We start from the raw sequence: 16,090 nt of genomic DNA on the forward strand, positions 1-16,090 counted from the left end.
ATGTTCAAGCACGCATTCGCCTGGGCGCTCGCGCTCATCGTTTTGTTCGCGAGTCTGGGCCCCGCCGCGGCGTCCACGACGCGCTCGCCGCTCGATCTGGCCGTCGCCGTGGAGCGGCGCGCCGGCGCCACCGACTTTGGTGAGCTGGAGGCCTTCGGCCAAGCCGCGCTCCGTCGCAGCGACCGCGAGGGCCTGAACCGCATCTACCACGTCACCTGGATCATCCTGAACCAGGGCGAGTTCGAGCGAGCCGGCGAATGGAACCGGCAACTGGCCCGGCGCGCCCGCCAGCTCGGCGACGAGCGCTACCAGATGATCGCGCGTCTGAACGCCCTGACCATCCGCTACGACCAGGGCGACGCCACGGCCATCCGGGGCATGTCCCGCATCGCTGAGACGACGGACGACTGGTTCGTGAAAGCGCACGCGACGCGCCTGATCGCCATCGCCTGGATGGACGAGGACCGCATCGGCGAGGGACTGAACCTCCTCACCGACATGGACGCCGAGATCCCCGAGAACGATCCCTATGCCCCCATGGCGCATGCGGGCCTGTGGGAGATGGCCGGGATCGGCCTGATGAAGCTGAACGATTTCGTGGGCGCGACCCAGGCCTTCGGCCGGTTCGAGCTCGACTATTCGCATCCGGACTATCCGCGCCCCGACTTCGACAGCCTCTACAACCTGACCCGGCTGGCCGTTCAGGTCGGCGACTTCGCCATGGCCGAGCGCCTGTACGAGTCCCACCATCGCCTCACCGAGAGGGCCGCGCTCGAGAGCCTCTCGGTCTATGACGCCAACCTCTGCGCCATGGTGGCCGAGGGCCAGCAGAACTGGCGCATGGTCCTGCGCTGCCTCCAGCCCTACGGCGAGGACCTCGGCGCGGCCTCGTTCCTGGCTTCGCACATGCTGCCCAAGCGCGCCCTGGCCTATGCTCGCCTCGGCCGCGTGGCCGACGCCCAACGCGACCTCGACCGCATCCAGCGTCTCCGCGCGGCCGGCGAGTTCCGCGAAGAGGGCCTGACGGTCATTCCGCTGGTCGAGGCCGAGCTGCTGTTCGCCAGGGGCCGGTCGGGCGAGGCCTTCGCGGTCCTGCGCGACTATCACCGGCACGCCTCGGTCCATGCCGCCCAGCGCTTCTCGGCCGGAATCAGCCAGGTGACCGGCGACATGCAGGCCCAGCTGTCCGAGCGCCGCCACCAACTCGAGACCGAACGCTCGAACGCCGCCCTCCAGCAGGAGGTGATCTCAAGCCAACGCTGGATCGTGGCCGCCGCCGCCGTCTTCCTCGTCTCCGTCGCCTGCGCGCTCGCCTGGCAGCTGCGCACCGGGCGGCACCTCAAGGAGGCCCGCCGCCGCGCCGAAAGCGCTAACCGCGCCAAGAGCGAGTTCCTGGCCAACATGAGCCACGAGATCCGCACGCCGCTGAACGGTGTCGTCGCCATGGCTGACGCGCTCACCCGCTCCGACCTGCCGCCACGCGAGCGCGAGATGGTCGAGGTCGTACGGGCCTCGGGCGTGACCCTAGAGCGGCTGCTCTCGGACATCCTCGACAGCGCCAAGATCGAGGCGGGCCAGGTCGCCATCGAGCCCGCCCCCTTCAACCTGGGCGACGCCGCGCGTGAGGTCGCCTCGCTCTATCGGCCTGCCGCCGAGGAGAAGGCGGTCGCTCTCGTGGTCTCCATCAACCCGTCGCTTGACCGCCGGGTGCTCGGCGACGGCGTGCGTATCCGCCAGGTGCTGGCCAACCTGGTGTCCAACGCCCTCAAGTTCACCGCCGAGGGCTCGGTGACGGTCAGTGTCGAGCCGCACGGCGACCGCGTCCGCTTCTCCGTGGCCGACACGGGCGTGGGCTTCGACGCCGAGCAGAAGGCCCGCATCTTCGGCCGCTTCCAGCAGGCTGACGGTTCGATCACGCGCCGTTTCGGCGGCACCGGGCTGGGTCTCGCGATTTCCCGCGACCTGACCGCGCTCATGGGCGGCGAGCTCGACTGCGACAGCACGCCGGGCGAGGGCTCGCGCTTCTGGTTCGACCTGGAACTCCCGGCCAGCGACGAGGCCGAGCCGGCGCCCGCCATCCAGGCCGAGTGCGCCGACTGCGACACGTCGACCCCGATGCGGATCCTGCTGGCCGACGATCATCCGGCCAATCGCAAGGTCATCGAGGTCATGCTGTCGGGGATGGCCGCCGAGCTGGTCCCCGTCACCAACGGCCAGGAGGCGCTGGACGCCTTCGTCGAGGGCGGCTTCGACCTGGTGCTGATGGACATGCAGATGCCAGTCATGGACGGCCTGGCCGCCACCCGCGCCATCCGCGAGCACGAACAGGCCTCAGGCCTGACCCGCACCCCCGTCCTGATGCTGACCGCCAACGCCTTGGCCGAGCACGTCGAGGCCGGCCGCCGCGCCGGCGCCGACGGCCACCTCGCCAAGCCGATCACCCTGTCGAGCCTGCTCGGCGCGATCACGGCCGCGGTCGAGCCCAAGGCGCAGCTGGCGGCCTAGCGGGCCGGCGCCGCTTGCCTTCCGGCGTCTGTGAGACGATATACCGCCCCGGAGCGGCGCGGGCGGAGGCCTCGCCAACCTGGTCAGGGCCGGAAGGCAGCAGCCACAACGAGTTCCCCTTCGGGTCGCGCCGTCTCCACCTTCCCTAAATATCCAGTTCGTCACCGCGACCGGAGCGCGCAGCGCGCAGAGCCGGGGCCCAGGCTCGGCGTCGAGGGCGTTCAGGTCCCGGATAGCCGCTCGCGCGGCTTCCGGGATGACGTTAGAAGAGATCGATGACCCCGGCCGACCCCGATTCCGAACTCGAGGACGACCTCGCGCCCGAGCGCGACGAGAACACCGACGACATGTTCGGCGCGCCGGCGCCCGCGCCGGACCCCGAGCCCGTCCCGCCGCCGCCGTCCGGCATGGCCGTCGACAGCCCGGCCTACACGGTCCTGGCCCGCAAGTACCGGCCGCGCACCTTCGAGGATCTGATCGGCCAGGAGGCCATGGTCAGGACCCTGACCAACGCCTTCTCCACCGGCCGCATCGCCCACGCCTTCATGCTGACGGGCGTCCGCGGCGTCGGCAAGACGACGACGGCGCGGCTGCTGGCACGCGCCCTGAACTACGAGACCGACACCGCCGACCGTCCCAGCGTCGACCTGACCGTCGACGGCCGGCACTGCTCGGCCATCATCGAGGGCCGGCACATGGACGTGCTGGAACTCGACGCCGCCAGCCGCACCGGCGTGGACGACATGCGCGACCTGCTGGACTCGGTCCGCTACGCGCCGGTCGAGGCCCGCTACAAGGTCTATGTCATCGACGAGGTCCACATGCTGTCCAAGGGCGCGTTCAATGCGCTCCTGAAGACGCTGGAGGAGCCGCCGCCCCACGCGAAGTTCATCTTCGCCACCACCGAGATCCGCAAGGTCCCGGTCACCATCCTGTCCCGCTGCCAGCGCTTCGACCTGCGCCGCGTCGAGGTCGACGAACTGACCCGGCACCTGGAGAAGGTGGCCTCGAAGGAAGGCTGCCTGGTCGAGACCGAGGCCCTGAACCTCATCGCCCGCGCCGCCGAAGGCTCCGTCCGCGACAGCCTCTCCCTGCTTGACCAGGCCCTGGTCCAGGCCGAGGCCGGCCAGACGGTGAAGGCCGAGACGGTCCGCGACATGCTGGGCCTGGCCGACCGGGCCCAGACCATCGCCCTGTTCGAACTGATCATGAGCGCCCGCGTCGCGGAATCACTGGACCTGTTCCGCGCGCTGTTCGGCTATGGCGCGGACCCGGAGCAGGTCATCGACGACCTGCTCGAGCACTGCCACATGGCCTCGGTCGCCAAGACGCTGGGCCCCGCCGTCACCCGCCTGCCCAACGACCAGGCCCAGCGCATGGCCGCGCTCGGGACCAACCTGTCGGCCGGCACCCTGGCCCGCGTCTGGCAGCTGCTGCTCAAGGCCCACGAGGAGGTCCGCCGCGCGCCCGATCCGGCCGCCGCGGCCGAGATGGCCATCCTGCGCCTGGCCTATGCGTCCGAACTGCCGCCGCCCGAGGAGATGGTCCGCCGCCTCCAGTCCGGCGAGAGCCCGACCGCCCCCTCTGGCCCCGGCGGCGGTAGCCGCGCGGCCGCCGGCGGCGGGGGAGGGGCCGTGGCCGTCGCCGCGCCCCAGGCCCGCCCCGAGGCCCAGACCGTCCCCCAGACCTTCGAGGAGACCGTCGCCCTGATCGAATCCCGGCGCGACGTGAAGCTGCTCATGGACGTCCAGCGCTATGTGAAGCTGGTCTCCTTCCAGCCCGGCCGCATCACCTTCGAACCGACGCCGGAATGCCCGTCCGACCTGACGCGGCGCCTGTCGGGCAAGCTGCGCGAATGGACCGGTCGGCCCTGGCTGGTGGCCACCGAAGGCGGCGGGGGCGGCGAGAGCCTGTATGAGCAGCAGAAGCGCCGCCTGGCCGAGGAGCGCGCCGCCATCGAGGCCGATCCCTTCGTGCGGGCGGTGATGGAGACCTTCCCGGGCGCCGAGCTCGGCCAGGTCCGCCGCCTCGACGTGGCCCCGGTCGAATCCCCCGTGCTCGGCGACGTCGACGCGGCCGAAGAGGAGTAGAGAGTGACACGATGAAAGACCTCAACGCCCTGATGAAGCAGGCCCAGGAGATGCAGGCCAACCTGCAGCGGGCTCAGGAGAAGATGGCCGAGAGCACCGCCGAGGGCACCTCTGGCGGCGGCATGGTCCGCCTCACCCTCAAGGGCCCCGGCGAGATCACGGCGCTCACCATCGACGACAGCCTGCTGACCCCCGGCGAAGGCGAGATCCTCGCCGACCTCATCGTCGCCGCCCACGCCGACGCCAAGCGCAAGCTCGACGCCGTCAACGCTGAACTCATGCGCGAAGCCGCCGGCCCGATGGCCGGCATGAACATCCCGGGCATGCCGAAGCTGTTCTAGGGGGAGGCGGATGGGCCAATGTCCGCTTTCGACCCATTGCGGACATTCACCGGTCCCATAGGCTAGTCAGGTCACGGACTAGCCTGCCGAAGGTCGGACGGATGCGCCCACTCGATCAAAAGTCGCGCCTGCCGCTGGCGGTGGCCGCCGCATTTCTGTGCCCGGGCCTTTTCCTGTTCCTAATATCGGCAGTGTTTGATCCCGCGGCGCTGAACCCGGGCAATGTCGAAGTCGGTGCAGGGTTTGTGATGTCCACGTTCCTGGTAGCGGCTTTGATCATGCCTCTGTTTGGCTCTCCATTCGTTCTATCTGCACTGCTTGTTTGGGCCGCGCTTCACAGACTCCGCTTCGTGTGGGCCTGGGTTGCTGCGCTTATTGGTGCCGCGACTGGCGTAGTCGCAGTGCTGTTGCTCGCTCCGGGCGACGCATTTCCTTGGAAAGACGCGGCAATGTATGGGGCGGCGGGCTTACTCACTGGCCTGACAGTTTGGCTACTCGCCTATGGCCGCCGACCGTCCGCTTTCCACCCAAAGCGGACAGCGGGTCAGCCCTAGTAGCCTTTGGCCGATCTGATAGTGAAGGCTCATGCTCCCGACATTCCATGATGGCCTATTGACCGGGCTGGCGGTAGCCGAGCGCACAGGGACCATTTCGATCCGCCGCAGCGATGGCGCACACTGGCGGATTGAGTTGTCTGGGGTGGTCGCGTTGAAGGCTGATGGCTTCCGAGAAGGAAATATCGTTTCCCACTTAGAGGTCGTTTGCGGTTCGCGACCCCAGCGACAGTGGATCGAGGCACTCCTCCCTGCGCCTGACGCGGGCGCGGCCTCAGAGTATCACGACAAACATCGGTCCGTGGTGGAGGAGATGATGGACCGGGTGGCGCGAGGCAGCCTGAAGCTAGTATCCGTAGTTCCATCGTATGGCTGCGACTTCCTCGCCCTCTGTGAGGGGGTCGCAGCGACGGAGCTTGCTTAGGTCCGCTTTCCACCCATAGCTGACATTGGATGGGCGACATTTACCCGGTAGCTATCCGCCAGGAAATATCGTGTCCGCAGTCCGTTCGGTCGGTGACCATGAAGTTGATGCCGGGGGCGCTGGGTGCTTCAAACACGGTCCCACCACCCCCCTCCACAACGTGCGCACTCTCACGCAAATCAAATCCGCTTGCGCCCAATAGGTCACGAATGGCGACCTCGCGATCCCCATCCCCCAGGACCGCCCCCAGTTCAGAGCGCTCCGTGAGGAATGCCTCCAGCGCCGCACGGCGTTCCGCTGGCGTCGATCCCTGACAGTCTACAGCGTGTGCGCATCCCGCCAGGCAGAGCAGCAGAGTGGCGACGATGCCTCGGAACATTCTGCGAAATCACCAGTGCCGGTCAAAGGCTAACCTGCATCGGTTGCCGTGCCCCAGCAAGGTCCGCTTTCCACCCATAGCAGATATTCGAAACGTCCGCTTTCGGGCGCCCCGACGCCGCCTAAACTCCCCTATCGCACGAGCCTGAACCGCCTGTGACGCAAGGCGACGCCGCTTCAGACGCTCCCCTGAACCCCCGCCCTCCCGCACGCCCCTATCCTGCGGGGATGGAAAACCCGCACCCCCACGCCTCCGCCCCATCCCCCGCCGATCTCGACGAGGACCACGACCCGCTGGACGACCGCCGTCCGCCGTCGGCGCCGCTGTACGACTGGCCCGACGCCCGCGCCGACTATCTCGCCGGCGAGTCCGCCGGGCTGGTGGCCGCCCGACTCGGCGTCTCCTACCGCACGCTCCAGCGCCGCGCAGCGCGCGAGGGCTGGCGCGGCGTCGACCAGAAGCGCGTGGCGCAGCTCGCCGGCGACCAGGGTCGCATGGAGCAGGCCGAGTTCGAACCCGACAGCCCGCTCGGCCTGTTCATCGCCGCCACCGAATACGAGGTCGGCGAACTGCTGCTCGACCCGGCGCCGATGCGCTACATCCGCTTCGCCTTCCGCCGCTCGGCCGAGGCCGCCGTGCGCGGCCGCCCGACCGAGGCCCTGGCCTGGGCCCGGCTGGTGTCGGTCCTCGACAAGGTCGCGCCGGGCGTCTCCGACACCGCCCGCGCCTTCAACTCCGCCGACTACATGCGCGCCATGTACGCCGAGCAACTCCGCGCCTCCATGGAGCCCGAGGCGGACGAGGGGGAGGCGGCCTGAGGTGTCGCGATGTCGCTCTGTCGCTGTGTCGCTGTCCCTGACCGCGACCCGTGCTAAGCCCCGCCCATGGCCTCCTCCGCCGGACCCGAGATCGAACGCCTGATCGGCCTGCTGGCCAAGCTGCCCGGCATGGGGCCGCGTTCGGCGCGGCGGGCCACGCTCGCCCTGCTGAAGAAGCGCGAGCAGCTGATGGAGCCGCTGGCCCAGTCGTTGGCCGAGACGGCGGCCAAGGTGCGGCCCTGCTCGGTCTGCTCGGCGCCGGACACGCGCGACCCCTGCTCGATCTGCTCGGACGCCAGCCGTGACGCCTCCCTGATCTGCGTGGTCGAGGAGGCCGGCGCCCTGTGGGCCATGGAGCGGGTCGGGGCCTTTCGGGGGCGGTACCACGTGCTGGGCGGCCTGCTGTCCGCGCTCGACGGCGTCGGCCCCGACGCCATCCGCACGGGCGAGCTGCTGGAGCGGGCAAGCGCGGGCGGAGTCAGCGAGGTCATCCTCGCGCTCCCCGCCACCGTCGACGGCCAGACCACCGCCCACTACCTGGCCGAGCGCCTGGCGCCCTCGGGCGTGGCCGTGACCTCGCTCGCGCGCGGCGTACCCGTGGGCGGTGAGCTCGACTGGCTGGACGACGGGACGATCGCCCAGGCGCTTCGGGCGCGCCGACCGGCCTGACGCGTCCGCCGCGCGGCGGGTAGCGTATATTGGGGCATGACCGACATCGCCCTGACCCATCGGCGTGGCCTCCTGCTCGGCGCCGTCTCGCTCTTCACCGCGGCCTGCACAGGCGGCGGAGCCGAGGCGCAAGGCCGGCCCGACCGCTTCGCGGGCTCACCCTTTCGCCGCATCACCGACGCCGAGTGGCGGGAGCGCCTGCCGCCCTTGGCCTATCGGGTGCTCCGGCACGAGGCGACCGAGCGGGCCGGGACCAGCCCGCTCGACGACGAGCACCGGCGCGGGACCTTCCACTGCCGCGGCTGCGAGCTGGAGCTGTTCCGCTCGGAGTGGAAGTTCGACTCGGGCACCGGCTGGCCCAGCTTCTTCCGGGTCAATGAGGCCCACATCGGGACCCAGACCGACTACGCCCTGGGGATTCCCCGGACCGAGTACCACTGCGCCCGCTGCCTCGGGCACCAGGGCCACGTCTTCAATGACGGCCCCCGGCCGACGGGCCTGAGGTACTGCAACAACGGCGTCGCTCTCACCTTCCGGCCTGCCTGATGACCCTCTTCCTGATCGCCTGGCTGGGTGGAGTGCTGACCATCCTCAGCCCCTGCATCCTGCCGGTCCTGCCCTTCGTTTTCGCGCGCGCCGGCCGGCCCTTCGTGACCAGCGTCCTGCCCATGCTGCTGGGCCTGGCCCTGATGTTCGCCGCCGTGGCCAGTCTGGCGGCGGTCGGCGGGGCCTGGGCGGTCCAGGCCAATGAGATCGGCCGCTGGATCGCCATCGTGCTTCTCGGCGCCTTCGGCCTGATGATGCTGTTCCCGGGCCTCGGCGACCGGGCCATGGCGCCGGTGGCGGCGCTCGGCGCGCGCCTGACCGAGCGGGTCGGGGTCGGCGGCCGGTCCGGCCCGGCCGGGGAGGTCGGCGGTTCGCTCCTGCTGGGCCTCGCCACCGGCCTGCTCTGGGCGCCGTGCGCGGGTCCGATCCTCGGCCTGATCCTGACGGGCGCGGCCCTGAACGGCGCCTCGGCCTCCACCACCGGCCTGCTGTTCGCCTATGCGCTGGGCGCCGCCACCTCCATGGCCGCCGCTCTGTTGCTAGGCGGCCAGGCGCTCAAGGCCATGAAGGGTTATCTGAAACACGAGCGGATCGTGCGCCGGACCCTCGGCGCCCTCGTGCTGGTCGGGGTTGCGGCCATCGCGCTCGGCCTCGACCGGGGCGTGCTCGCCCGCCTGTCCGCCGCCTCCACCGAGCGCTTCGAGCAGAGCCTGCTGGGCATGGGCGGCATGGAGGACCGGGTTCCGGAACAGCCCGCCGACGACTTCCGTGACTTCGGCCCAGCGCCCGAGATCACCGGCGCGACTCAATGGCTGCAGGGCGGCCCGCTGAGCCTTCAGGACCTGCGCGGCAAGGTCGTGCTGGTCGACTTCTGGACATACTCCTGCATCAACTGCCTCAGGACCCTGCCGCACGTCATCGACTGGCAGGAGCGGTACCTCGACCACGGCCTGGTGGTCATCGGCATGCACGCCCCGGAGTTCGCCTTCGAGCGCAGTCCCGGCAACGTCCGCCGCGCGGTCGAGGAGCTCGGAATCGACTATCCGGTAGCGCTCGACAACGATTTCCGCGTCTGGCGCGCCTACGCCAACCGCTACTGGCCGGCCCATTATTTCATCGACGCCCGCGGACACCTGCGCCACGTCCGCTTCGGCGAGGGGGAATACGCCCGCTCCGAGCAGATCATCCGCACCCTGCTGATGGAGGCCGGCGCGACCGACCTGCCCCCCGCAGGCGAAGGCCCCGCCGCCGAGGGCGCCATGGCCGCCTCCAGCGGTCGGCCCCGCTCGCCCGAAACCTATCTGGGCCTGGAGCGCGGCCGCAATCTGGTGACCTCGCCCGACGCCCTCGGGCCTGACCAGTGGGCCCTCACGGGCGCCTGGGACCGGCAGGACGAGCGCGCGGTGCTGGAGGAGGGCCCGGGCGCCATCACCTACCGCTTCCGTGGCCGCGACGTGCACCTGGTGCTGGCGCCGACCCAGCCCGGCCGGACCATCCGCTTCCGCGTCACCCTCGACGGCGAGGCGCCGGGCGCGGCGGCCGGCGCCGACATCTCGGCCGATGGCTATGGCGTGGTCGAGACGGACCGCCTCTACCAGCTGATCCGCCTGCCGGATGTGGGCGAGGGCGTCTTCCGCATCGAGTTCGAGGACGGCGGCGTCGCCGCCTACGCCTTCACCTTCGGCTGAGCCTGCGACCGCTCCTGGCGTAGCGCCCCGCCAGTTTGGCGGACGGCGGGACTCTGCTTAAGGGCAGGATGATGGACGGATTGACGATTGTGCTGGCGCTCTTGGCGCTGCTGGGCCTCGTGGCCGGGGGCTTCGGCCTGTTGCAGGCCGCGCGGGAGCGCAGGCGCGCCGAGGACCTGATCGCCCAAGCCCGCGAGGCCCACGACCGCGCCATTCGCGCCGAGGCCAACGCCGAGGCTGCCCGTCAGACCCAGGAGCAGGTCGGCACCACATTCAAGGCGCTCTCGGCCGAGGCGCTGGAGAAGGCCGCCCACGACCTCATGCAGCGCGCCGAGCTCAACTTCCGCCAGCGCGACGAGCGCGCCACCGAACAGCTCCAGGCCCAGCTCAAGCCGGTCGCCGAAACCCTCACCAAGTTCGAGGCCCAGGTTCAGGCCCTCGAAAAGGCCCGCGCCGAGGAGACCGGCGGCCTGAAGGAACAGCTCGGCCTTCTGATGCAGGCCTCCACCGCCACCCGCGACGAAGCCCGCAAGCTGACCGAGGCCCTGCGCGGCAACACCGGCCGGCGCGGCCGCTGGGGCGAGCAGACCTGCAAGAACGTGCTGGAGATGGCGGGCCTCGCCGGACGCTACGACTTCCAGGAACAGGTCTCGTCGGCCGACGAGCAGGGCCGCCAGCGCCGCCCCGACTTCATCGTGCGCCTGTCGGGCGGCGGCCTGTTCGTGATCGATGCCAAGGCCTCGCCTCACTTCGCCGAGGACGACGGCGGGGACGAGGCCGAACAGGCCCAGGCCGTGGCCCGCCGCGTGGCGACCAGCATGAAGTCCCATGTGCGAGAGCTGTCGTCCAAGGCCTATCAGGACCAGTTCAAGCCCAACCCTGACTTCGTGGTGATGTTCGTGCCCAGCGACTCCTTCCTGGCCACGGCGCTCGACCACGAGCCGGAGCTGATGACCACGGCCATGGACTGCGGCGTGCTGATCGCCACACCCACGACCCTGTTCGCCCTGTGCAAGGCAGTCGCCTACGGCTGGCGCGCCGAGGAGCAGGCCAAGAACGCCGCCGAGGTCGCGAAGCTCGGCAAGGACCTCTACAAGCGCCTGTCCGTTATGGGCGGCCACGCCGCCTCGGTCGGCAAGGCGCTGGACGCCGCCGTCACCCGCTACAACTCCTTCGTCGGCTCGCTCGAGACCCAGGTCATGGTCCAGGCCCGCCGCTTCGAGGACCTGCACGTCGACCATGAGGGCAAGGACCTGCCCGAGCTGCCGCCGATCGAGCCGTCGCCGCGCGCGCTCAGCCGGCCTGAGCTGATCGAGGCCGCCCGCCAGTCCGCGCCGGAAACCGCCGAGTGAGCGGCGCCCTGCTGACGGCCCTGCTGCTGACCGTCTCCAACAGCTTCATGACGCTGGCCTGGTACGGGCACCTCAAGTTCCCGAACCGGGCCTTGTGGATCGTGGTCATGGCCAGCTGGGGTATCGCCTTCTTCGAATACTGGTTCGCCGTGCCGGCCAACCGCATTGGCTACGCCTCGGGTCTGAACCTGGCTCAGCTCAAGGTCATGCAGGAGGCGATCACCCTCATCGTCTTCGGCGCCTTCATGGTCTGGGTCATGGGCGAGCGGCTGAAATGGAACCACGTCGCAGCCGCGGTGTGCCTGGTGGCCGCGGTGGGCTTCGTCTTTCTGGACAAGCTGCGCCCGGCGTGATGGGAGGTCGGCATGACCGACACCCCTCCCGCCACCGCCCCCCAGATCCGCGTCATCGCCATGCCCGCGGACACCAATCCCAACGGCGACATCTTCGGCGGCTGGCTGCTGAGCTGGATGGACCAGGCCGCGGCCTCGGCCGCCTATGAGGCCGCCAAGGGTCGCTGCGTCACCGTCGCCGTGGACGGCATGGTTTTCCACAATCCGGTCTTCGTGGGCGACGAGGTCAGCCTCTACGCCCGCGTCCAGCGCCGTGGCCGCACGTCGGTCGGGGTCTTCGTCGAGGCCTGGAGGAAGACCCGCGACGATCCCGCGACGACCAAGGTCACCGAGGGCGTCTTCACCTTCGTGGCGATCGACGAGAACAAGCGGCCGCGGGTCCTGCCCGAGGGCTGAGAAGCCGTCAGGTTGAGTCGGCTATCGCGCACCCGAATCCGTGATACCCAAACCGCACAGCTTCTCGTCAGGGGTTTCTCGAATGCGCTCTCGTTTCGCTTGCCTCCTTCTTGGCCTGACTGCCCTGAGCTCGGTGGGCCATGCCCAGACGGCAGGCCCGCGCCTCGGGGAACTGACGGACCGCGCGCCTACCGCCTCGTTCGATCTGGACCTGCGCGCCGGCCAGATCGTGACCCTGACCGCCGGTGGCGAGGTCGACACGATCCTGACCCTCTACGGTCCCGACGGCCGCGAGATCGCGCAGAACGACGACGTGGAGCCGGGCGATCTCAGCTCCCGCATCATCCATGCGGCCCAGACCCCCGGCCGCTACCGCGCGGTGGTCAGCGGTTACGGCGGAGCGACCGGCGCCTTCACCTTCGAGATGGAGGACGGCGTCGACTTCGACCTGTCGTGGGAAGCGCGGGAACTGGACGAGCAGGTCGTCTCCCTGTCCCGTGGCCGCACCGAAATCCGCGTGCCGGTCAGCCTCAACGCCGAGGAGAACTTCGTCGCCTCGACCTTCGCCCTGACCGAGGGGCTCGACACCACCCTGGAGCTCCTGGACGCCTCAGGTCAGTCCGTGGCCGAGAACGACGACCGCGGCGACGGCAGCCTGAACTCGCAGATCGCCTATCGCCCCTTGGCGGCCGGTCCATACACCCTGGTGGTCAGCTCCTTCAGCGGCGAGGACTCCGGCGACCTCCTGCTGTCGACCGCCATCGACCCGAACGCCGACATCCCCTTTGACTTCGCCTCCATCGAGCGCGAGCCCTTCCAGCGGACCGCCGGAGCGCTGACGCAGGCGGAGCCGGAGCGCGCCTACAGCTTCGAGCTCGCCGCCGGCCAGACGCTGCTCGCCCTGGCCGATGCGGACGATGAGGCCCTTGATCCGATCCTGACGCTGCGCGGCCCCGACGGCCTGACCGTGGCGCTCAACGACGACCGGGGTGACGGCTCTCTGAACTCGGCCATCGCCTATACCGCGCCCCAGAACGGCGATTATTCGCTCGAGGTCAGCGGCTATGGGACGACGCTGGGCGGCTATTCGCTCGAGGTGGCGATGGTCGACGCCAGTGTGGTCGACATCCTGCGCACCGTCTTCGAGGGCCGCGTGATCCTAAGCGGGCCGGAGCGGGTGATCGAAACCGAGAACTTCCGGCTGGGCTACACGCTCGAGGGCGACGACGCCACGACCGAGGAGTTCGCCCGGCTAACCGCCGAGACGCTGCAGCGCGCCTATTCCACCCAGATCGGTGAGATGGGCTGGGCCGCGCCGATCGTGGGCTCCGACGGCCGCTACCGCGCCTATATCGCCGAGGCCGGCGACGCCATGGGCTTCGCGGCTCCCATCGAAATGCTGTTCGACAACCCGAACACGCCGGACGTGCGCGAGAACGTCGTCTCGCGCGCTCGCCTGGTGATCGACAACGACCTGAGCCAGGGGCGCGACCAGACCGCCGAGGTGCTGATGCACGCCACGGTCGTTCACGAGTTCGGCCATGTGGTTCAGTTCGGCTACGCCTCCGAGGAGGAACTGAACTGGCTCTACGAGTCCACGGCCTCGTGGATTGAGATCGCCACCGCCGGGGACGACGAGGACGCCTCGCGCTACTCCGAAACGGATTTCGCCTCGCCCCAGCTTTGCTGGACCACGTCCGCCGAAGGTCACGACTACGGCCAGTGGACGCTGCTGCAATCCCTCGCGGACACGCACGGCCAGCGGATCGTCGTCCGTCTGTGGGAGAACGCGGCCCTCTACGACGGAATGGACGTCATGACCCGGACCCTGGCCGAGGTCGGAACCACGACGCCTGAGGCCATTCGCCGCTGGCGCATCCAGAACTTCGCGCGCGGCTATGCGCTGGCGCCTCGCTTCGACTGGGCGGTCGCCTCCGGCGGCCAGATCAAGCGGCAGGGCGTCTGGTCGACCGGCGAGCCCATCGAGCAACTCGGAGCTTCCTACCTCCAGCTGCGCCTGGCAGGCCCGCACAGGTTCTCGCTGAGGGACGGCGAAGGCTTCGAGCTGGTCGGGCTCGGTGTGCGCGAGGGCCAGGTCGAGGTGGTTCCTCTCGGCCGCGACGGGGTCTTCAACACGGCGGGCTATGACTATGCGGGCCTGATGGTGTTCAACGGCAACGAACCGGCCCGTCCGGGTGACTGCGCCGGCGAGGAGTATCAGATCGAGGTCGCTTCGGCGCCAGGGGGCGCCTCCGCCGTGGCCTATCGGGTCCCGGCGCCGCACTTTCTGGCGCCTGGATCCACGCCATTGCACGGCGAGATGGAAAGTCCGCACGATCACTGACCGGCCCGGGCGCGGCGCACCGCCACCTTGACCCTGACACAGCCGCCTCTTACCTGAACGGCATGGCCATCCGCCGCATCCTCACCTGCGACACGCCCGCCGACATGGCAGTGCTCAAGCAAGTCTCCCGCCCGGTAGAGGCCGTGGATGATGGTCTGCGCGCGCTCATGGATGACATGCTGGCGACGATGTACGACGCCCCGGGCATCGGCCTGGCCGCGGTGCAGATCGGCGAGCCAGTGCGGGTCATCGTCATGGACCTGGCCCGCGAGGGCGAGGAGCCCCAGCCCAGGTATCTGGTGAACCCCGAGATCACCTGGCGCTCCGAGGAGATGGCCGTCTACGAAGAAGGCTGCCTGTCGGTGCCGGAGTATTTCGACGAGGTCGAACGCCCCGCTCGCGTGCGCCTCAGCTACCTCGACTACAACGGCAAGCCCGTCGAGGAAGACTGCGACGGCCTGTTCGCAACCTGCATCCAGCACGAGATGGACCACCTCGAAGGGGTCCTCTTCATCGACCACCTGTCGCGCCTGAGGCGCGACCGGGCCATCAGCAAGGTCAAGAAGACCGTGCGGGCCAAGGCCGCGTGAGGCGCCCGCCCGCCCTTCGCGGACGCCGCCGCCTGTCCCGCGGCCACAAGGCGGGCGCGATCGGCCTGGGCGCCGTCTTGGGGGTCGCCCTTCTCGGCGTCGTGGCCGGCCTGCTGATCGACCGCCTGCTCAACTTCGACGATCCGCTCGACACGGGCGGCGAGTGGGACGAGGGCGGCGGGGTCCACACCCGCTGGTATTGACGCCGGCCGACGGCTAGAGCCGCGCCATGCGCCTCGCCTTCATGGGAACCCCCGACTTCGCCGTGCCGTCCCTGGCCGAGCTGATCGCCGCCGGCCACGAGATCGCGGCTGTCTATTCCCAGCCCCCCAAGCCGCGGGGTCGGGGCATGGTGCTCACGCCCTCGCCGGTCCACGCGTTCGCTGAAGGGATGGGCCTCGAGGTCCGCACGCCGGTCAGCATGAAGGCCCCGGACGAAATCGCCGCGTTCCAGGCGCTCGACCTCGACGCGGCCGTCGTGGTCGCCTACGGCCAGATCCTGCTGAAGGAGGTGCTGGAGGCTCCCCGGCTGGGTTGTTTCAACGTCCACGCCAGCCTCCTGCCCCGCTGGCGCGGCGCGGCCCCGATCCAGCGCGCCATCATGGCCGGCGATCGCGTCACAGGCGTCCAGGTCATGCGCATGTCCGAGGGTCTCGACGAAGGCCCGGTCCTGCTCAGCCAGACCGTCGAGATCACGGCCGAGGACACCGCCGCCACCCTGACCGAGCGCCTCTCCCACGTCGGCGCCGGCCTGCTTCCCCGGGCGCTGGCAGCGCTCGAACGCGGCGGCGCCGTCGAAACGGAACAAGCCGGCGAGCCGACCTACGCTCGCAAGATCAGCTCCGCCGAGGCCCGCATCGACTGGACCCGCCCCGCCGCCGAGGTCGACCGCCACATCCGCGGGCTCTCGCCCTTCCCGGGCGCCTGGTTAGAGGTCCCGGGCGACAAGGGACCGATCCGCGTGAAGGCGCTCATGTCGCGCCTGAGCCAGGGCTCGGGCCAGCCCGGCGAGGCGCTCGACGACCGGCTGAAGATCGCGTG

14 protein-coding genes and 1 other RNA gene are annotated in these 16,090 nt (G+C 69.8%); all 15 read left to right on the forward strand.

Features of this window, described 5'->3' with window-relative positions:
• Positions 1 to 2,505 carry an ATP-binding protein gene (locus tag Q0M60_RS01460; protein WP_296815014.1) on the forward strand — a complete coding sequence of 835 codons (2,505 nt, stop codon included), beginning with the start codon at positions 1 to 3 and terminating at the stop codon, positions 2,503 to 2,505.
• Positions 2,506 to 2,552: 47 nt separating this feature from the next.
• Positions 2,553 to 2,649, forward strand: an RNA gene (gene ffs / locus Q0M60_RS01465) — signal recognition particle sRNA small type.
• A gap of 131 nt (positions 2,650 to 2,780) precedes the next feature.
• Positions 2,781 to 4,595 (forward strand): DNA polymerase III subunit gamma/tau, encoded by a 1,815-nt coding sequence (locus Q0M60_RS01470; protein WP_296815017.1) that lies wholly within the window; start codon positions 2,781 to 2,783, stop codon positions 4,593 to 4,595.
• Positions 4,596 to 4,606: 11 nt separating this feature from the next.
• On the forward strand, positions 4,607 to 4,936 hold the full coding sequence (locus Q0M60_RS01475; protein ID WP_296815019.1) for a YbaB/EbfC family nucleoid-associated protein: 330 nt from the start codon (positions 4,607 to 4,609) through the stop codon (positions 4,934 to 4,936).
• A 1,584-nt stretch (positions 4,937 to 6,520) separates the two neighbouring features.
• The gene (locus tag Q0M60_RS01480) at positions 6,521 to 7,111 is read left to right on the forward strand and encodes a hypothetical protein (protein ID WP_296815023.1); all 591 of its coding nucleotides are present in this window, start codon (positions 6,521 to 6,523) and stop codon (positions 7,109 to 7,111) included.
• A gap of 66 nt (positions 7,112 to 7,177) precedes the next feature.
• The gene (gene recR, locus Q0M60_RS01485; RefSeq protein WP_296815026.1) at positions 7,178 to 7,780 is read left to right on the forward strand and encodes a recombination mediator RecR; all 603 of its coding nucleotides are present in this window, start codon (positions 7,178 to 7,180) and stop codon (positions 7,778 to 7,780) included.
• 36 nt (positions 7,781 to 7,816) lie between these two features.
• Entirely contained in the window at positions 7,817 to 8,326 is a 510-nt protein-coding gene (gene msrB, locus Q0M60_RS01490) for a peptide-methionine (R)-S-oxide reductase MsrB (protein WP_296815028.1), read from the forward strand.
• Entirely contained in the window at positions 8,326 to 10,014 is a 1,689-nt protein-coding gene (locus Q0M60_RS01495) for a cytochrome c biogenesis protein DipZ (protein WP_296815030.1), read from the forward strand. The genes msrB and Q0M60_RS01495 overlap by 1 nt, the downstream gene beginning before the upstream one ends.
• Positions 10,015 to 10,085: 71 nt before the next feature.
• Positions 10,086 to 11,366: a DNA recombination protein RmuC gene (locus Q0M60_RS01500; protein ID WP_296815044.1), complete on the forward strand. Its 1,281-nt coding sequence runs from the start codon at positions 10,086 to 10,088 to the stop codon at positions 11,364 to 11,366.
• Positions 11,363 to 11,719: a DMT family protein gene (locus Q0M60_RS01505; RefSeq protein WP_296815032.1), complete on the forward strand. Its 357-nt coding sequence runs from the start codon at positions 11,363 to 11,365 to the stop codon at positions 11,717 to 11,719. Before Q0M60_RS01500 ends, Q0M60_RS01505 begins: the two co-directional genes overlap by 4 nt.
• 12 nt (positions 11,720 to 11,731) lie before the next feature.
• The gene (locus tag Q0M60_RS01510) at positions 11,732 to 12,115 is read left to right on the forward strand and encodes an acyl-CoA thioesterase (RefSeq protein ID WP_296815033.1); all 384 of its coding nucleotides are present in this window, start codon (positions 11,732 to 11,734) and stop codon (positions 12,113 to 12,115) included.
• A gap of 82 nt (positions 12,116 to 12,197) precedes the next feature.
• The gene (locus Q0M60_RS01515; protein ID WP_296815035.1) at positions 12,198 to 14,459 is read left to right on the forward strand and encodes a DVUA0089 family protein; all 2,262 of its coding nucleotides are present in this window, start codon (positions 12,198 to 12,200) and stop codon (positions 14,457 to 14,459) included.
• 62 nt (positions 14,460 to 14,521) lie between these two features.
• On the forward strand, positions 14,522 to 15,049 hold the full coding sequence (gene def / locus Q0M60_RS01520) for a peptide deformylase (protein ID WP_296815037.1): 528 nt from the start codon (positions 14,522 to 14,524) through the stop codon (positions 15,047 to 15,049).
• Positions 15,046 to 15,252 (forward strand): hypothetical protein, encoded by a 207-nt coding sequence (locus tag Q0M60_RS01525; RefSeq protein WP_296815039.1) that lies wholly within the window; start codon positions 15,046 to 15,048, stop codon positions 15,250 to 15,252. The genes def and Q0M60_RS01525 overlap by 4 nt, the downstream gene beginning before the upstream one ends.
• 26 nt (positions 15,253 to 15,278) lie before the next feature.
• Positions 15,279 to 16,090 (forward strand): methionyl-tRNA formyltransferase (gene fmt, locus Q0M60_RS01530; RefSeq protein WP_296815041.1); only part of this gene is annotated, 812 nt, incomplete at its 3' end.

This window comes from Brevundimonas sp. (genome assembly GCF_024711105.1).
Lineage (GTDB): Bacteria > Pseudomonadota > Alphaproteobacteria > Caulobacterales > Caulobacteraceae > Brevundimonas.